This window comes from Nitrospirota bacterium, assembly GCA_037386965.1.
In the GTDB taxonomy this organism is placed as follows: domain Bacteria; phylum Nitrospirota; class Thermodesulfovibrionia; order Thermodesulfovibrionales; family JdFR-86; genus JARRLN01.
This window is the reverse complement of sequence record JARRLN010000042.1, coordinates 1-18,199: the sequence shown is the minus strand read 5'-3', so window position 1 is coordinate 18,199 and position 18,199 is coordinate 1. Positions and strand designations below refer to the sequence as shown.

Sequence of the window (18,199 nt, the reverse complement as noted above, 5' to 3'; positions counted from 1 at the left end):
GCGTTTCAATATGAGAGGGAAAAAGGGGACTGGTCCCCCCTGGATTCCCCGACCAAGTCGGGGAATGACGCTATTGAAGATGTTTCATGTTTATAATTGTCGGTGTAACAAGACGAGCAGCCGCTCTCTTTCTTTTATGGTTTCCCCTGACCAGTTCGTTTTCATCTTCACATGGGAACCTCGGACAGCCCTGTTTTTCACTTGATTCCGGCACTGATACGTGGGCTATATCATGCTTTCCGTAGTAAGATAAAGAGAACGCTTTCCACAAAAACAAGGAGGGATAGGGATGATGAAAGAGAAAGTCAGCGAGGTTCTTGAAGAGATCCGGCCCGCCCTTCAGGCCGACGGAGGCGACCTCGAGCTCGTGGAGGTCACCGACGAGGGCCTGGTCAAGCTCAAGCTCAAGGGTGCCTGCGGGCACTGCCCCATGTCCACCATGACCCTGAAGATGGGCATCGAGAAGAGGCTTCGGGAAAGGGTGCCCGAGGTCAGGGAGGTCCAGGCCGTCTGAGGCGGCCTTCCTGCGGACGGACAGGGGGCGGCACCCGCCCCGCCCCGCGGAGACACGGAGGTTACATGATAAAGGTCAAGTCGTTCGGCATGGAGATACGCCCTCTGAAGACCATGAAGGAACTGGACGGCCTGGACGAGAACGTCAACAGGTTCATTGCCGAAAACGGCATCACCCGTGTCGTTTCCGTCTCGGACGTTGCCACCACGGACGACGCGGGCGAGACCATCGGCCTCATCAGGGTCCTGTGCTACGAGGAATAGCCGCCCCCCGGCCGCGCTTCGGCGCCCCTGAGGCGCTCCGGGGAACGGGTCTTGCCTTTCTGCTCCCATAACTGGTATAAAGACCGGAGCGTGCAGCCGGAGAGGCGAAGAAGGCGCAATGGCGCTCAAGGACATCCGGGATATCGCCAGAAAGTACACTCCCGAACAGATAGAGAAGTGCGTCACCACGCAGGTGACGACGGGAGCGAACATCTGCCTCTCCGGCGGGACGAACGGGAAAATCGTCAACGACCTGGCAAAAGCCGAGTACATCAGGCGGCTGACCGAACGGGGAATGAGCCTGGCGGACGCCCTGAGGGAGCTGGCCCTGCACATGAGGCGCATCCAGAAGGAGGAAGGCGGTGATAGCTGAACAGTACCGGAGCACCCTCGACAGGCTTCTTGAGGATTACTGTCTGTTCCTCGTGGAGCTGACCTTTGTGGAGAACGTCTACGACTGGTGCCGGGAAAAGGGCGTGGAGGAGCCCGACCCGGGAACCCCTCTGAAGCTCGTGGTCGATGAGGAGAAGGGCTGCCGCGTGGTCGTAAACCGTGAAATCGACGAGAAGGTTCTCCACGACAGGATGAAGGCCCTGGAGGTCAGGAGCGCCCTTTTGAACGTGGCCCACAACAAGACCGAGGACCTGGACACCGACAAGAAGAAACTCGTCTACCTTTTCCTCAAGGAGATTGCCGCCAGGCGTCCCGAGCTGGAAAGCGACGACATCCTCGAAGACAACTGGGTCTTCGGGGAAATGAAAGAACACGGCTTCTTCGACGAGTAACCGGGACGGCTCCCGCCGTCCCCCTTCGCTCCCCTTCCCTGCGCGTGCAGACCCGCTCAACGGACCTTCTTCATCAGTTCCCGGAGGAAGGCCGGGATGTCTGAGGGCTGCCGGGAGGTCACCAGGTTGCCGTCCACCACCACTTCCCGGTCCTTCGCGTTCGCTCCCGCGTCGGCCAGCTCCTTCTGCACACTCTTGTAGCTGGTGGCCGTCCGCCCCTTCATGACCCCGGCGGAGATGAGTATCTGGGGCCCGTGGCAGATGGCGGCCACGGGCTTGTTCTTCTCAAAGAAGTGCCTGACGACCCTCAAGGCGTCCTCGTCCTTGCGCACCGAGGCCGGCGCTTTCCCTCCGGGGAGGACCAGCATGTCGTAGTCCCCGGGCTTGACGTCCCTGAGCGTCACGTCGGGCTTGACCTCGTAGCCGTGCTTGCCCTTGATGGCGCCCGAGCCCATGGAGGCCAGGGTCACCTGGATGCCCTCTTCCTTGAGGCGATACAGCGGGGCGAGGAGCTCGACGTCCTCGAACATGTCCGCGCTTATCATGAGAACCTTCTTCGCCATGCCCACAGGCTAGCGGAGGACGGGAGGGCTGTCAACAAATATTCCGAGTTACCTTCCCCCGGGAAAGGGAATATAATGGGGCATGAGAATACTTCCCTTTCTTCTGGTCCTTCTCGTTCTGGCGGGCTGCGCCCACGTGGTCTCGGAGCAGGCCAGGGAGGCGGTGGACACGGACGTCTCCCTCGAAAAGCTTTTCAAAAACCCCGAGGCCTACGTGGGCAAGACCGTGATGCTCGGCGGGGCCATCATCAACACCACCTATGCGGAGGAAGACACCATAATCGAGACCCTGGAGCACCCCCTGGACCGAAGGGGAAGGCCGAAGGTCACGGACGAGTCCCTGGGCCGGTTCCTCGTCCGGTACGAGGGGTTTCTGGACCAGGCCATCTACGCCCCGGGCAGGCTCATCACCGTCGTGGGCACCGTGACGGGAGGCGAGACGCTCCCCCTGGGGCGGATAGAGTATCTCTATCCGGTTATCAGGAGCCGGGAGCTCCACCTGATTGAACGCGGCTACGGGCCGCCCCGGGTGCACTTCGGGCTCGGGGTCTTCCACGCCTTCTGACGGTGGAGCTCCGCGACCGGTACAGGGGATGCCTCCTCGGCCTGGCCCTGGGAGACGCCCTGGGAGCGCCCTTCGAGGGCTTCCCGCCCATCGGAAACCCGGCCGATATAGCCGGCCGTCTTCCGGGGACGCTCCGCTACACCGACGATACGGAGATGGCCATGGGCCTGGCGGAGTCCCTGGCCGGGCGCGGCCGCGTGGACCCGGAGGACATGGCCCGGCGGTTCGTCGCCAATTTCGACCCCTCGCGCGGTTACGGCCCCGGCACCGTGGCGGTCCTCGGCCTCATCGGGAAGGGAACACCCTGGGAGGAGGCCAACCGGAGCGTTTTCCCCGAGGGTTCGATGGGAAACGGAGCCGCCATGCGCGCGGCCCCCATCGGCCTCTGCCGCTTCCCCGACGCCCAGAGCCTACGCCGGGCCGCGTTTCTGGCCAGCGCCGTAACGCATGACAACCCGGTGGCCAAGGAAGCGGCCCTCCTTATCGCCGGGGCCGTGGCCCACCTTGTCCGGGGCGGCGAGCCCGCCGCCCTGCCCGGCGTCCTGGAGGGGCTCGTCAGCCTTCCCCCCTATAGGGAAAAGCTCGGGGCCATCCGGCGGCTTCTAGCCCGGCCGGACCCTCCCGTGGAGGAGGTCGTTTCCATCCTGGGGCACGGCGTGCTGGCCGTGGAATCCGCCCCCACGGCGCTCTATGCCTTTCTGCGCTCCGGGGGAAGCTACAAAGAGACAGTGCTCTACGCAATCTCCCTGGGAGGGGACACCGACACCATCGCGGCCATGGCGGGTGCTCTGAGCGGGACACTGAACGGCTCCGGTGGACTGCCGGAGGAGTACCTCCGGAGGCTCGAGGACCGGGAGAGGCTCCGGGAGCTTGCCGACCTGCTCTTCGAGAGGTTTGCACGGGGCGGCGGACGGACTCGTTGAAAAGCCCCGGAAGATTCGGTAGAATGAATAAAAAACGAGGAGTTTCCAACCCCCCGCATGGGCCCTCACAATGAATCCGGAGAAGGCCGGAAGGAGACGGGCATGGGGTTTGCCCTGGTCGTGGCCCTCGTGCTTGCGGGCATCGCGGCCGTCCTTCTGGTCTCGGGCTATGTCTTGTACCAGACCGTGGTACAGGCACGCCAGCTGCAGGAGGACGGCCACCTGAGAAACGTCACCCAGCTGACATTCGAGGGCGACAACGGTGAGGCCTATTTCTCAAGCGACGGCTCCCGGCTCATCTTCCAGTCCGACCGGGGCGGCTACGGGTGCGACAAGATATGGGTCATGAATATCGACGGCTCCAAAAAACACATGGTCTGCCCCGAAAAGGGCGCCCACACCTGTTCGTACTTCTTCCCCGGGGACGAGAAAATCATCTTCGCCTCCACGGCCCACGTCGAAGGAGAAGACTGCCCCCCCGAGCCCGGGTACACGGGAAGCTCCCATTACGTGTGGCCCCTTTATCCCTATGACATCTTCGTGGCCGAGGCCGACGGCTCCGGGCTTACCAGGATAACGGACAACCCCGGGTATGACGCCGAGCCCGTCGTCTCCTCCGACGGCACACGGGTCGTCTTCGGCTCCCAGAGGGACGGGGATTTCGATATCTACGTCATGAACGCCGACGGGTCCGGCCAGAGGCGGCTCACCGGCGAGGTGGGCTATGACGGGGGCCCGTGGTTCTCCCCGGACGGGAAGAAAATAGTCTGGCGGGCCTGGCATCCGCAAACCGAGGAGGAGCGCGCCCTCTGGCGGGAGTGCATGGAAAACGACTACATCCTGCCCTTCCCCCTGGATATCTGGGTCATGAACGCCGACGGCTCGGGCAAGAGGCGGCTCACCGATAACGGGGCCACCAACTGGGCCCCCTCCTGGCACCCCGACGGAAAGAGAATCGTCTTCGCCAGCAACATGGACGACTGGCGGGAGGACCTGGGGAAGTACGGCCACAACTTCGAGCTTTACATCATGAAGGACGACGGCACCGGCCTGGTGCGCATCACCCATAACGACGTCTTCGACAGCTTCCCCATGTTCTCGCCCGACGGCAGGAAGCTCGTCTTCGCCTCAAACCGCAATCCCGCAAAACCCCGGGCAACCGACATCTACATCGCCGACTGGGTGGATTAGCGAGAGGGGAACCGGATGGCCAGGACCCTCATCGCATCCCTCGTTCTTCTGGCCGCTGCTCTGCCCGCACAGACGTCCGGGGCCAGCCGGCGCCCGGCCCTCCTGCACCACGAGCTGCGGGTCACTCTTCTTCCCGAGGAGCAGAGCCTCACCGCGGAGGACACCATCACCGTGCCGGAGGGCTTCGGAGGAAGCTTCCACTTTGTGCTTCACCGGGGTCTCGACCCCCGCCCCCTGTCCGGAGACGTGGACATCGAGGAAGGCCCTGCCCCTCCGGGCATGGTGCCGCTGGCCTCCTACCGCGTGACCCTGCCGGCCGGCCGGAGGAGCCTGAGCATTCGGTACGGAGGAAGGATATACCATCCCCTGGAGGCCGTGGGCAAGGAGCAGGCCCGGGGATTCAAGGCCTCCAGCGGCATGATATCCCCGGACGGCGTATTCCTCGGTGGAAGCTCCGCATGGTATCCCCTCGTAGGGGAAGGACAGCTTCAGACCTTCGCCCTGCAAGTGGAGACGCCGGGGGACTGGGAGGCGGTGAGCCAGGGGCGGCGCACCTTTGAGGAGCGCGTTTTGGGCATGAACAGGGTGCGCTGGGTGGCGGAGAAGCCACAGGAGGAGATATACCTCGTGGCGGGGCCGTGGACGAAGTACTCCCGGGAGGAGGGCCGCGTGCGGGCCATGGTGTACCTGCGGGAGCCGGACCGGGAGCTGGCCTCCCGGTATCTCGAGGCCACGGGCCGCTATGTGGCGATGTACGAAAAGCTCATCGGCCCCTACCCCTACGGCAAATTCGCCCTGGTGGAGAACTTCTGGGAGACCGGCTACGGCATGCCGTCCTTCACGCTCATGGGGCCGACGGTCATCCGGCTGCCTTTCATCGTGCGTACCTCCTATCCCCACGAGATACTGCACAACTGGTGGGGAAACGGCGTCTATGTCGATTACGCCTCGGGAAACTGGTCGGAGGGCCTGACGGCCTATCTCTCCGACCACCTCCTCAAGGAGCAGCGGGGCCAGGGAGACGAGTACCGCCGGGAGGCGCTCCAGAAGTATGCCGATTACGTGAAAGGGCGAAAGGATTTTCCTCTGTCGGAATTCCTCTCGCGCCACAGCACGGCCACCGAGGCCGTGGGCTACGGCAAGTCCCTGATGCTCTTCCACATGCTCAGGCGAACCCTGGGAGACGGGGCCTTCGTCGAGGGCCTCCGGGACTTTTACAGGGAGAACGTGTTCACCGCGGCCTCCTGGGACGACCTCAGGAAGAGCTTCGAGAAGGTCTCCGGCCGGGACCTCCGGGGGTACTTCGACCAGTGGGTGCGGAGGACGGGCGCGCCGGACCTCATGGTCCTGGGCGCCCGGGCAAGACGCGGGGAGGAGGGCTACCTGCTTGAGGTCCGCCTGAAGCAGGCGCAGCCCGGGGAGTCCTACAGCCTCCGGGTGCCGGTGGCCGTCACGGCGGAGGGTCAGGAGACGGCGGGCGTGCACGTGCTCTCCATGAAGGAGAAGGAAGAGACCTTCACGATTCCCCTTGCCTCCCGGCCCCTCCGGGTCGATGTCGACCCCGCGTGCGACGTTTTCCGCAAGCTCCACGCCGGGGAGACACCCCCCGCCATCACCGGGGCCCTGGGCTCGGAAAAGATGCTCATCGTTCTGCCTTCCCGGGCGGGGCCGGACCTGCGGGCCGCCTACCAGATGCTCGGCCGGGCCCTGAGCGCTTCGGGGCCCGAGCAGGCGGAGACGGTGACGGATGCGGAGATAACGCAGCTCCCCGGGGACCGCGCGGTGGCCCTCCTGGGCTGGGAGAACCGTTTCCTCCCGGTGCTGACGTCTTCGCTTTCCCGCCATGAGGTGGCCATCGGGCAGAAGAGCGCCTCCATAGCGGGCGAGGAGTTCCGCTTGGAGGACCACACCTTCGTGCTTGCAGGGCGGCTCGCGGACGGGAAGGAAAGGGCCCTCCTCTGGGTGGCCACGGACCGGCCGCAGGCCCTCGCCGGGCTCGGCAGAAAACTCCCCCACTACCACAAGTACAGCTATCTGGTGTTCTCCGGCGACCAACCTGCGATAATCTTCAAGGGAAGATGGGCGGTCAAGGACTCGCCCATGACGGTCTTCTTGACCAACGAGCACATCCCCATGGGGAGGACGCCGCCCCCGGAGCCCCTCATCGGACCGCCAGAGCAGGCCAACCTGTCCCAGGCCAGCCTGTCCCAGGCCAGCCCGTCCGGAACCGCCCCCGAACCCGGCCCGTCTCGCGCGTTCTCGAAGGAGCGCATGATGCGGACCGTCCGCTTCCTGTCGAGCGGGGAGCTCGAGGGACGGGGGCTCGGCGAACCGGGGCTTACCAAGGCGGCCGAGTTCATCGCCGGGGAATTTCACAAAGCGGGACTGGTCCCGGCAGGCGGGGCGGACGGGTATTTTCAGCAGTGGGAAGAGACGGTCTCCGGAAAGACCACACGTCTGAGAAACGTGATAGGGGCCATCCCCGGGGCAAATCCCGCGTATGAAGGACAGAGCGTCATTCTGGGGGCTCACTATGACGGCCTGGGGCGGAGCGGGCCCGCCACCGGAAAAATCCATCCGGGGGCCGACGACGATGCCAGCGGGGTGGCCATCCTTCTGGAGCTTGCCCGCGTCCTTTCCCACGGCCCCGGGCCCGAGCGGACGGTGCTCTTCGTGGCCTTTACCGGAGAGGAATCGGGCAGGCGGGGCTCGGAGCACTTCGTCCGGACGTACGGCCTTTACCCGCCGGGGAAGGCCGCGGCGATGATAAATCTGGACACCGTGGGCCGCCTCGAAGCGGGAAAGCTCATCGTCCTCGGGACGGGGACGGCCACGGAGTGGGAGCATATCTTCCGGGGTGCGGGATATGAAGCCCATACGGACGTTGAGGCGGTCTCCCGGGACCCCGGCTCAGGCGACCAGGTGAGCTTTCAGGCCGCGGGCATACCCGCGGTGCAGCTTTTCACCGGCGCCCACCTGGACTATCACCGCCCTACGGACACCTGGGAGAAGCTCGACCCCGAAGGGCTGCTCGCCGTGGCAAGGGTGACCGGCGAGGCCGTCGCGTATCTGGCGAGCCGGGAAGCGCCCCTCACCTGGACCGGCGGCGGGGAGGTGCCGGGAGCATCGCGAAACGGTCACCCGGTCCGGACAGTGCGTCTGGGAACGGTGCCCGACTATGCCTATCAAGGGCGGGGTGTGCGCCTGGCGGGTGTCGTGCCCGGCTCCCCCGCCCAGTCGATAGGCCTGCGGGAAGGCGATGTCCTCACCGGAGTCAACGGGCAGGAGGTCTCCTCCTTGAGGGACCTGGCCCGCGTCCTTTCGTCCCTCTCCCCGGGCGAGAGGGTCTCGGTCGTGTTCTCCCGCAAAGGGGAGGTCATCACCCGCGAGACCCTCCTCACCAGGAGATAGCACTACATCCTGGGCCCCGTGGCTGCGACCGTGTTGGCCTTTCCCTTGCCCTTCTCCAGGACCTTCACGGAGCCGTCTATGAGGCCGAGCTTCGTCTCCATCTCGTCCTGGGGGACGGTGCCCTCCACCTGGAAGGTGATGGTATAGAGGAAGGGGGACTTTCCGGTCGCCGCTGCTTCCTCTCCGCCGTGGACGGTCCGTATGACCGTCTTTCCGTCCTTGAAATAGGCCGAGTTATTGAAGGGGAACTTCTGCGCCACGATGCGCTCCCACTCGTTCTGGTAGGAATCCCTCAGCCCGTCCCCCGGCTTGTTCTTCCGGTAGATGCCGAAGAAGGTCTTGTTGTTCTTGTCCTCGCCCACCACGACACCGCCGACGTCCCAGACGACTTTCTTCCCTTCCTTGAAGTAGCTGAAAAGGAGGTTCAGGTCGCTTCGCTCCGTAAGCGACATCATCTCCGGCGTATGGGTGAAGGACAGGCGCCGGGAGGAGAACCTGAGGGAGTCCTTCTCGATGGAGATGTCCATGGTGGAGAAAATCTCCGGGAGCATGTCCTTCATGGCAAGGAACTCCTTCCACTCCTCGTAGGTACCGTAGTAGGAGACGTACACGAAGTCGGTGAGCACCTTCATGTCGGCCAGGTAGCCCACGTCCACCAGTCCGCTCTGCCCCTCCTTGACCATGGCGATGCAGCCGCCGGGCACTGGCAGGGAAAAGATGATTATCTTCTCGTCGCTGTACTCGATGGGCCAGGTGCGCACCATCCACCGCCTCCCGTAGGAGTCGGTATACGTATAGTCCTGGTCGGCCTCGCCCAGGGAGGTGACTTTTACCTTTTCCGAGCCCACCTGCCGGTAGAAGTACAAGCCCTTCAGGATAAGGTCCATGTAAAGGCGGCTATCGCCATAGAAGTCCTTGAGGGAGACCGAGTCGGGCTTCCTCATGTAAAGGAGAAGGGAGTCCGCGATGCCGCCGTGAATCATGTAGCCGTTGTCGCCCAGCTCGGCGGTTTCGGTGTCCGAGGGGTAGTAAGCGTCCCAGTTGCCGTCCTTCCCCATCATGATGAGGTGCGGGAAAACGGCTGTATAGAGGCTGTGCAGCAGAATCGCCGACTCATCGCCCTGGGGGAATATGTGCTCCCGGTTTTCCGCGAGGAAGTCGTCCAGAAGGCCGAGGGCGAACGCGGAAAAGCTCTTCGTGAGCTCTTTCTTCAGCTCCCGGTAGCTCTTGGGCAAGGGGATCTCCTTTTCGAACGTGCCCATCTTGGAGAAGTCCATGTTCTCAAGGACGTACTTGGTCTTCCGGAAGGTGACGGCCGTGTTTTTCTTGGCATCGAGAGCCTCCCGGATGGGAAGCGCGTAGTTGAGGTTTTCGTTCTCCGACTTCCCCAGAACGATGCCGATGACCTTGCCCTGCGCATCCAGCAGGGGGCCTCCGCTGTTGCCCGGCGAGGCGGCGGCCGAAAAACGTATCCACTGCCACGTGCCGTCGATTTCCTCCGGGGTGTTGGAGGTGTACAGGCCGTCCCGGATGACGATGCCCTGCCCCAGGGCGTTTCCCACGGCATAGACCCGCTCGTTCGTCCGCGGAGACGTGTTCACCTCGAGATAACGCTCGGCCTTTTTCCCCTTCAGGCTGAAGATGATGAAGTCCCGCCTGTCGGAGAACTTGGTTATCCGGTCGATGCTGTATACGTTGCCCTCCGCGTCCCTGAGGTAGACCTCCTCGAACTGGCTCGGAAGGACCTCGAGGTTCATGACATGGGAGGCCGAGACGAAGGTGTTCGGGCCGATGGCAAAGGCGGTCCCGATGGAATAGTACTCGTCGGTGCGCTCGGCGTACGGAAGAAGGTCCAGAGGAAGCTCCTTCTCGTAGGTCAGGGAGTCGTGCTTGGGCTTCGGGGTCACGACCTCGAAGACGGACTTGCTGATGAGCGTGAGGGTTTCCCCGTCCAGCGAGCTCGTGCTGTCCGCACCCAAGACCAGAAGCGGCGATAAGAGCACGACCATCATGGTAAAAACAAAGAGGAGGCTTCTTTTCTTCACGTTCTTTCTCCTTCCCTATTCGGTTGCACGACACCGGAAGATTCCGGGCGCCTTTGTTCATAAGTCCGCACAAAGGAAAGCAATTCGTGTGCCCGCTTTCTTCTGCTTATCCCCCAAGGGCAAACCCCGCACGCAAAGACACGTATTTCATAAAGATACAGGCCTCTTTGGAAGGAAACGCATGACAATATCTTTCATTAGTGACCTTTTTTGACATTTCTCCCTCCCGGAGGCGACCGAACCGCCTGGAGGTGCTATAGTAGGGGTCGGGGCGTCGCGGCACCAGCCGGCCCCGAACCACAATTCTGGACGACCGCACCCTCGAGGAGATGATGAGAGGAAGCCGGAAATTCCTTGGCCTCTGCCTCCTTGCCCTGAGCATCCTGTTTCCGTCCATGGGCATGACCGGAGGCGCGCAGGACAGGGGAAGGCCTCTCGCGACAAGAGAGGCTCCCTACGCTCCGGAAGAAGTGCTGGTCAAGTACAGAAAAGGCGTTCCTTCCGCTGTCCGCGCCATGGACAGCACGCAGTTCGGAGCCAGGGTCGCGGAGATACACGGCTCGGGCATCCACCGGGTGAAGCTCCCGCCGGGGGTCTCGGTGCGGGAGGCGGTGGAGATGTTCAGGGCAAACCGGGACGTCGAAGCGGCCGAGCCCAATTACATCGTGAGGGCCCTTGCCGCCCCCAACGACCCCGACTTCCACGAACAATGGGGCCTTTCCCGAATCGACGCCCGGGGAGCCTGGAGCGTGACCACGGGCTCCGCCGACGTGGTCATCGCGGTCCTGGACACCGGTCTCGCCCTGGCCCATCCGGACCTTATGGGCAATATCTGGAGGAACCCCGGGGAGATTGCCGGAAACGGCCTCGATGACGACGGCAACGGCCTTGTGGACGACACCCGGGGCTGGGACTTCATTGCCGAAAGCAACCGCCCCATGGACCACAACGGGCACGGAACCCACGTCGCCGGCATTCTGGGAGCGGTGGGAAACAACCGCATCGACATAGCCGGCACGGCCTGGACCGTCAGCATCATGCCCCTGCGCTTCCTGGACTCCCAGGGAGCGGGTTCCGTGTTCGACGCCGTCTCTGCCATAGACTACGCCCGGCAGAAAGGCGCCCGTGTCATTAACGCCAGCTATGGAAGCCCTTTCTTCAGCCGGATGGAGAGGGACGCCATCGAGGAATTCTGCTTGACGGGCGGCCTCTTCGTGGCCGCCGCGGGCAACAGGGGAAACGCCGAGCCGACCTATCCGGCCAGCTACGACCTGCCCTGCATCATCTCGGTGGCCGCCACGGATGAGAACGACGCGCTGGCTGCGTTCTCGAGCTTCGACCCCGCCTCGGTGGACCTGGGGGCGCCCGGGACGGACATCCTGAGCACCCTGCCCGCGCGCGACGCCCTGTTTGCGGACGACTTCGACGACGGCGACCTTGCGGGCTGGACGAGCGTACCCGCCGGCGCGTGGGGGCTCGCGAAAGGGCCGGGATTCGTGAACTCTCCTCCTTGGAGCCTCACCGACAGCCCCGGTGGCACTTATGCCCCCAACACGGACACCTGGGCGTACACGCCGCCCATTGACCTTTCGGGCAGGACCGGCTGCCAACTGGAGTACGCCGTCAGGCTTGACATCGCCGATGGAGACGCCCTGGACGTGGAGGCCGCGGATAACGCCTCGTTCTCGGGCTCCGTGCTTCTTTCCCGCCACAGCCTGCCGACCACGACTTTCCATCCCTTCTCCCACGCCCTCACGGCCCTGGAGGGAGAGCCCCGGGTCTTCGTCCGGTTCCGCCTCCTCACCGACGCGGGGGACAATGCCGACGGCGTCTACATCGATGACGTCTCCGTCACGTGCATCTCGGAGACCGGAGGGACGGTTGGAGTCCTCAGCGGCACCTCGGCGGCCGCGCCCTTTGTCTCCGGAGTGGCCGGCCTTCTCCTTGCCCGGACGCCGACGCTCACGGGCCTGGAGGTCAAGGAGAGCATCCTGGGTGCGGTGGACGCGGTGCCGGGCCTGTCGGGCAAGGTGCTGACGGGCGGAAGGCTGAACGCCGGGAGGGCCCTGACCTCCGCCACTCCTCTTGTAGCGCCCAGCGGCCTCACGGCCGCTGCGGCCTCTCCGACCCGCATCGACCTTCACTGGCGCGACAACTCCTCCCTGGAGGACGGGTATCGCCTGGAGCGGAAGGAGGCAAGGGAGAAGAATTTCATTGAAGTAGCCCTCACCGGCCCGGATGCCGTTTCCTATGCGGATACCGGCGTCGGGCCCGACAAGCTCTACACATACCGCGTGCAGGCTGCGAAAGGGGAAGAGCTCTCGTCTTACTCCAACCAGGCCTCGGCCTCCACCTTCTTCGGCGGAAACGACGGATGCTTCATCGCCACGGCCGCATACGGGAGCCCCCTGGCAAAGGACGTCGTCCTTCTCAAGCGGTTCCGCGACAGGGTCCTCATCACGAATCCCCCCGGGCGGGCGCTGGTGCGCCTGTATTATCGCCTCTCCCCTCCCCTGGCACGGGTCATCGCCAGGCACGAGCCCCTGAAAAGAATTGTACGGGTTTCCCTCTGGCCCCTCGTTTACGGCATAAAATATCCCCTCAGAGCTCTCTTCACGGTCTGGGCGGCCTTCGCCCTCATCCTGGCCGGACGGCGCCGGCGGTAATCTTGCAACTTAAAAGCGAAATGTATTCTGAGTCACAGAAATAAGATTTTATTGGCGAAATATTATGTATAATGGTGGGCGTGCAGTCCTTGCACCACCGAGGGGGGATGCTTATTGGGTAACGTGCACAATTTCCTCAGTTCCTTCCGCAATGTTGGTCTCCAGGGCCGTCTTGGCGCAGGCCGGAAGGTCGCGGGGAAACACCTGAGCAATGTACTGAACTTCGTCAACTTCCAGGACGAAAGCATCCTGGTCAATCTCACACATCGGAAATACCGCTCCATGCTTTCCTTGCCCGCCACGCCGATGCCCCAGGTCGGGGAGAAGCTGGACTGTCTCTGGAGTGCCGAGCCCGGCACGAACCTGGACTCTTACGAGTTTCTCCACTTTCTCGTGGACGACGGCCGGAAGCTCGTCATGGCGAGACCCCGGCTCAGGGGAATGGACAGGGAGGGCATACGATTCGACCTTTCCGACGTCGAGGGGTGCGAGGTGGGCGTCAGGGAGTTCAGGCGCCACAAGTGCCAAGAAATTGCCGTGGATATTTATCAAAACGGCCTGCTTTTCCACGGGCGGCTTCTGGATTTCAGTGCCTCATCCCTCGGGGCGGAAATGGCATGCCGGCCTCCCCGGTCGCTTCAGTGGCTGAACCCCGAGGCCCCCGTCACGGCCGTCCTCAGGGAAGGGCAGGACGTCCTTTATTCGGGGGAGTGCAAGGTCCTCAGGCAGACACACGGCCGGAGTACCAGGCTCGTTGCCCTGAGGCCTCTTTCCTCCCGCCTTCAGCGCCTGAAGCCCAAGGAATTCAGAAGCAGAAGGGCCACCCTCACGCCCATGCCCTCCGCAGTCTTCAGGCACCCCTTTACGGGCAAGACGGTCACCCTCCCCGTGACCGATATATCGGGTCCCGGCCTTTCGGTGGAAGAGTACTACGAGGGCTCCATCCTCCTGCCGGGGATGATCATCCCCAGGCTTGATATCGTCTTTTCTGCGGGGATGAAAATCCCCTGCCGGGCACAGGTCGTCTACAGGAACATCCTCTGGACCGAGAGGGACCGCGCCGTCGCCAAATGCGGCATCGCGGTCCTGGACATGGACATCCAGGACCAGGTAAATATCTCCGCCCTGCTGCACCGGGCCGACCACGGGGACTCGCATGTCTCGGAGCCGGTGGACATGGGTGCCCTGTGGGAGTTCTTCTTCACGACGGGATTTTTCTATTCCGGAAAATATGCCCACCTGTCCTCCACCAAAGAGGCCTTCAAGCGCACCTATGAAAAGCTCTACCTCGAGAACCCGCAGATTGCCCGCCATTTCGTCTGCCAGGACCGCGGCATCATCCAGGGGCATATGTCGATGGTGCGGTTCTGGGAAAACGCGTGGCTCATCCACCATCATGCCGCGCATACCGAAAGCGGACAGAAGGCGGGGCTCGTGGTGCTGGAGCAAGTGGGCCGCTACGTCAACGATTTTCATTCCCTCTATTCCGCCCACATGGACTTCGTACTCTGCTTCTACCGTCCTGAGAACAAGTTTCCCGACCGCGTTTTCGGAGGCTTGAGCAGAAACCTGAGAAATCCCAAGGGCTGCTCCCTGGACTCCTTCGCATATCTGACCCTGCGGAATGCCCTCTCCTCGGAAAATGCCCTGGACATGAGGCAGGGCAGGCTCGAGCTCACCAGGCCCTCAGGCGAAGACCTGGCCGAGCTGGAAAGCTTTTACGAACACTGTTCCGGGGGGCTCATGCTGAACGCCCTCGACCTTGAGCCCGAGATGGTCGGAACGGATGACCTGAGCAGACTGTACAGGTCTCTGGGGTTCAAGAAGGAATGCCATGCCTTCTCCTTGAAGAAGGGCGGCGTTCTGAAAGCCGTCATCATGTGCCAGGTGAGTGACATCGGCCTGAATCTCTCCAATGTGACCAACGGCATTTACGTCATCGTCGTTGACGCGGATGATGTCACGGCAGGGGACCTTGCCTTTGCCCTGTCCCTGCTCCAAGGCTATTACGGCTCGGAGGATACGCCGCTTTTATTGTTTCCCACCTCGTTCGCTCAGGCCATCTTCCCCGTGGAGAAGACTTATAACCTCTGGGTCCTCAACACTCGGAATCTGGACGACTACTTTCGGCACGTTGAGAGATTGACCCGGCGGCTGGGGGGTGGGCTCTCGTGAAGACGGGAACGTTGCCGCTGGAGGAACGGCCGCTTTACAACAGCAGGATAATCGACAATTTCATTAAGCTCATCAGGCGGCGGTATTCGTATGTCAACGTCAGTGAATTGCTCAGTTATGCGAACATGGAGACGTACCAGGTTGAAGACGAAAACCACTGGTTCACCCAAAAGCAGGTGAACCGCTTCATGGAAAGAGTGGAAAAGCTCACAGGCAATAACAATCTTGCCCGTGAAGCTGGCCTGTATGCGGCGTCTCCGGATGCCATCGGGGTCATGCGGCTCTACATCCTGGGGCTCGCCGGACCGGCAAAGGCCTACGAAATGGTCGGCAAGTATGCCTCGAACTTCACCCGGTCTGCGTCGTACGTCTCGTCGAAGATCGGTCACAATCGGGTGGAAATAAAAGTGACACCCTATCCCGGCGTTCGGGAGCAGCCCTTCCAGTGTGAGAACAGGATGGGCCACTGGGAGTCTATCGCGTCGATGTTCAATTACCGTCTTCCCAGGATCGAGCACCCGGAGTGCCTCTTCAGGGGCGGGAAGTCCTGCACATACGTGGTCTCCTGGAGAGATTCCCACTCCGCCTTCTGGAAAAAAATACAGATGTACGTGATGCTGACCTTCTTTTTTGTCTTACCCGCTTTCTATTTTTTGGTCCCAGAGACGACGCTGCACCTGCTGGTTCCTCTTTCCGCCCTCATGCTGGCAGGCCTCTCGGTATTCACGCAGCACCTGGAAAAGAAGGAGCTCAACGCCGCCACCAACAATCTCCGGGATTCCACCGAGCGGCTGATGACTCAGCTGAACACGAACTACGAAAACACCCTGATGATCAACGAGATCGGCCAGGCCCTGAGCAAGAAGCGCGACGTGAACGGCATTCTCTCGGAGGTCATCCGGGTCTTCCAGCGAAGGCTGGACTACGACCGCGGCATGGTCCTCCTTGCCGACAAGGACAAGCGGAGCCTGGCCTTCCGGACGGGCTTCGGATACTCCCGGGAGCAGTTGAGCATCCTGAGAAACGTGCGCTTCCACCTGGACAAGCCGGGCTCCAAAGGTGTCTTCGTCGTTTCCTTCAGGGAGCAGAAACCCTTCCTCATCAATGACATCCATGAGATCAAGGAGAACCTCTCGGCACGGAGCCTGGAGTTTGCCGTATGGATAGGGACCAAGTCCTTCATCTGCTGCCCCATCGTCTACGAGGACGAGTGCCTGGGCATCCTGGCGGTGGACAACGTCAAGACGAAAAGACCGCTCCTTCAAAGCGATATCAACCTCATCAGGAGCATCTCCCTGACCCTGGGGATAAGCCTGCACAACGCCGCCCTTTTCGAGGCCAAGGAAAGCCAGTTCCATTCCATGCTCCGGGTCCTGGCCGCAAGCATTGACGCCCGCGACCATCTGACCGCGGGCCATTCGGAGCGGGTCACGGACTACGTCCTGGGAATCTGCCGGGAGATGAACATGCCCCACGGCTTCTGTGAGATGATGCGCGTGGCCTCCCTCCTTCACGATTACGGCAAGATAGCCGTGAGGGACTCCATTCTCAAAAAGGAAGGCCGGCTTACCGCAGAGGAGTTCTCGGAGATCCGCAAGCACGCCGAGAGAAGCCGGAGCATCCTGGAGCAGATCAATTTCGAGGGCATCTACGAGGACGTTCCCGTCATCGCCGGGAGCCACCACGAAAAGCTGGACGGTACGGGTTATCCCCGGGGCCTCAAGGGCGAGGAGATTCATATCGGGGCCAGGATTCTCAAGGTCGCCGACTTCTTCGAGGCCGTTACCTCGAAGCGTCACTACCGCGACCCCATGCCTCTGGACGTCGCCTTTCAGATGCTCAGGGACGGTTGCGGCACGGAGTTCGACTCTGACGTGGTCGAAACCTTCATCCTATACTACGAGAAAACCATCGGGCCGGTTCCCGAGCCGGACGCCGCACGGGTCAGGAGACAGTAAGAGGTCTTTGCCCCTTACACCCTATGAGGGGCGTGTACGTGAACCGGCGAGGGCTCTCAAAGAAGTTCTTGAACTCCTCAAGAAACTCCTCATATCCCCCCGGATATTCGTCAAAGGGATGACCGAGCTTCCGTGCAACTACTTCGATTTTCTTGGTCCAATTAAAGCCGTCAACGTCTTTGAGTGGACCGAATATGAGGTGATGCGGAAACATCCCTACATCAATATTCTCGAAGCCCAAATCGAAGAGATAGGAGTATAACTTCCTTCCCGCATAGGGGTCGAAAATCCTCTCCTCCTCGAGCATGGAGACGGCCCTGCAAAAAGTTCTCTCCAGTCGCGCCGGCATGCCGTGGTGGTTGAGACAATTGTGGTCGAGGTCCAGCAGACACAGCGTCCCACCGGGTTTCAGGATGCAAGAGACGCGCCTGACAATGTCCGGCGCGGTCGCGGGAAAATACTCCAGAACAAACCGCATCCAGACGAGGTCGAAGAAGTCCAAGCCCTCCAAGGAGTCATCGAATCTCCTACACGTAAATTCCACACCCCGAACGGAGTAACGCTCCCTGGCATAGGCGATACGGTCCTCTGAAAAATCCACCCCCACAACCATGCCCTTATCACCCACGATTTCCTGTAAAACCGCCGTGGCCTTACCAGAGCCGCACCCCATATCGCAGACCCGCATCCCCGGGGCCACGCCCGCCCACAAGGCCTGTTTGCGAACGGCATCCACATCAGTCTTCATGTCCAAACGGAGAGCTTCCTCTTCGTTTTCCATGAAATAGCTGGCACGTCCAGGCCGAATCATTTTTTCTCCATCCAGCACGTATCGTTGACGGATGGCATTGGTGCTCGATGTCGGCAGTGTGGTGCGACGCCAGTCGCGTTACTCGCAGGCCATGGTGCTGGACGTCACGGTTTCGCTGCCGGAAAACGTCATCGACGCGTTGCGCTCCGGAATGACGGCCAAACTCGACATCGTCGTCGATACCCAGCGCGATGCCCTGGCGTTGCCGGATTCGGCCCTGCAGTACCGGGACGGGAAGCCGGGCGTGACCGTCCGCGGCGACGGTTGGCGCCCCGTCGTGCTCGGTCGCGTAAGCGGCGGCATGCACATCATCGAACAGGGTCTCGAAC

General features: G+C 62.1%; 15 protein-coding genes. 12 read left to right on the top strand and 3 right to left on the bottom strand.

What is annotated here, in order from left to right:
- Window positions 1–292 precede the first annotated feature (292 nt).
- From P8Y39_07630 to P8Y39_07615, 4 genes are all read left to right on the top strand, one after another.
- Entirely contained in the window at window positions 293–514 is a 222-nt protein-coding gene (locus P8Y39_07630) for a NifU family protein (GenBank protein MEJ2192207.1), read from the top strand.
- A 65-nt stretch (window positions 515–579) separates the two neighbouring features.
- On the top strand, window positions 580–777 hold the full coding sequence (locus tag P8Y39_07625) for a hypothetical protein (GenBank protein ID MEJ2192206.1): 198 nt from the start codon (window positions 580–582) through the stop codon (window positions 775–777).
- Window positions 778–895: 118 nt separating this feature from the next.
- Window positions 896–1,150, top strand: a complete 255-nt coding sequence (locus P8Y39_07620) for a hypothetical protein (GenBank protein MEJ2192205.1) — start codon at window positions 896–898, stop codon at window positions 1,148–1,150.
- Entirely contained in the window at window positions 1,140–1,562 is a 423-nt protein-coding gene (locus P8Y39_07615; GenBank protein MEJ2192204.1) for a hypothetical protein, read from the top strand. Before P8Y39_07620 ends, P8Y39_07615 begins: the two co-directional genes overlap by 11 nt.
- A gap of 56 nt (window positions 1,563–1,618) precedes the next feature.
- Here P8Y39_07615 and P8Y39_07610 read toward each other — a convergent pair whose 3' ends face one another.
- On the bottom strand, window positions 1,619–2,125 hold the full coding sequence (locus tag P8Y39_07610; GenBank protein MEJ2192203.1) for a type 1 glutamine amidotransferase: 507 nt from the start codon (window positions 2,123–2,125) through the stop codon (window positions 1,619–1,621).
- A gap of 82 nt (window positions 2,126–2,207) precedes the next feature.
- On the opposite strand from P8Y39_07610, the gene P8Y39_07605 reads away from it, so the two are divergent.
- From P8Y39_07605 to P8Y39_07590, 4 genes are read left to right on the top strand one after another with little or no spacing between them, the layout of a single operon-like run.
- Entirely contained in the window at window positions 2,208–2,690 is a 483-nt protein-coding gene (locus P8Y39_07605) for a Slp family lipoprotein (protein MEJ2192202.1), read from the top strand.
- Between the two features lie 2 nt (window positions 2,691–2,692).
- On the top strand, window positions 2,693–3,613 hold the full coding sequence (locus tag P8Y39_07600; protein ID MEJ2192201.1) for an ADP-ribosylglycohydrolase family protein: 921 nt from the start codon (window positions 2,693–2,695) through the stop codon (window positions 3,611–3,613).
- 57 nt (window positions 3,614–3,670) lie between these two features.
- Window positions 3,671–4,804 (top strand): hypothetical protein, encoded by a 1,134-nt coding sequence (locus tag P8Y39_07595; protein ID MEJ2192200.1) that lies wholly within the window; start codon window positions 3,671–3,673, stop codon window positions 4,802–4,804.
- A 15-nt stretch (window positions 4,805–4,819) separates the two neighbouring features.
- On the top strand, window positions 4,820–8,215 hold the full coding sequence (locus tag P8Y39_07590) for a M20/M25/M40 family metallo-hydrolase (protein ID MEJ2192199.1): 3,396 nt from the start codon (window positions 4,820–4,822) through the stop codon (window positions 8,213–8,215).
- A gap of 2 nt (window positions 8,216–8,217) precedes the next feature.
- Here P8Y39_07590 and P8Y39_07585 read toward each other — a convergent pair whose 3' ends face one another.
- A complete protein-coding gene (locus P8Y39_07585) occupies window positions 8,218–10,260 on the bottom strand; it encodes a serine protease (protein ID MEJ2192198.1) in 2,043 nt (680 codons plus the stop codon).
- A gap of 329 nt (window positions 10,261–10,589) precedes the next feature.
- Between P8Y39_07585 and P8Y39_07580 the strand changes: the two genes are divergently transcribed.
- From P8Y39_07580 to P8Y39_07570, 3 genes are all read left to right on the top strand, one after another.
- The gene (locus P8Y39_07580; GenBank protein ID MEJ2192197.1) at window positions 10,590–12,926 is read left to right on the top strand and encodes a S8 family serine peptidase; all 2,337 of its coding nucleotides are present in this window, start codon (window positions 10,590–10,592) and stop codon (window positions 12,924–12,926) included.
- 123 nt (window positions 12,927–13,049) lie between these two features.
- The gene (locus P8Y39_07575) at window positions 13,050–15,101 is read left to right on the top strand and encodes a hypothetical protein (GenBank protein MEJ2192196.1); all 2,052 of its coding nucleotides are present in this window, start codon (window positions 13,050–13,052) and stop codon (window positions 15,099–15,101) included.
- On the top strand, window positions 15,098–17,059 hold the full coding sequence (locus P8Y39_07570; GenBank protein MEJ2192195.1) for an HD domain-containing phosphohydrolase: 1,962 nt from the start codon (window positions 15,098–15,100) through the stop codon (window positions 17,057–17,059). The genes P8Y39_07575 and P8Y39_07570 overlap by 4 nt, the downstream gene beginning before the upstream one ends.
- Here the strand turns inward: P8Y39_07570 and P8Y39_07565 are convergent.
- Window positions 17,046–17,840 (bottom strand): methyltransferase domain-containing protein, encoded by a 795-nt coding sequence (locus tag P8Y39_07565; protein ID MEJ2192194.1) that lies wholly within the window; start codon window positions 17,838–17,840, stop codon window positions 17,046–17,048. The two genes, P8Y39_07570 and P8Y39_07565, sit on opposite strands and share 14 nt — an antisense overlap.
- 70 nt (window positions 17,841–17,910) lie before the next feature.
- Between P8Y39_07565 and P8Y39_07560 the strand changes: the two genes are divergently transcribed.
- On the top strand, window positions 17,911–18,199 hold a 289-nt coding region (locus P8Y39_07560; GenBank protein MEJ2192193.1), incomplete at its 3' end, for a hypothetical protein.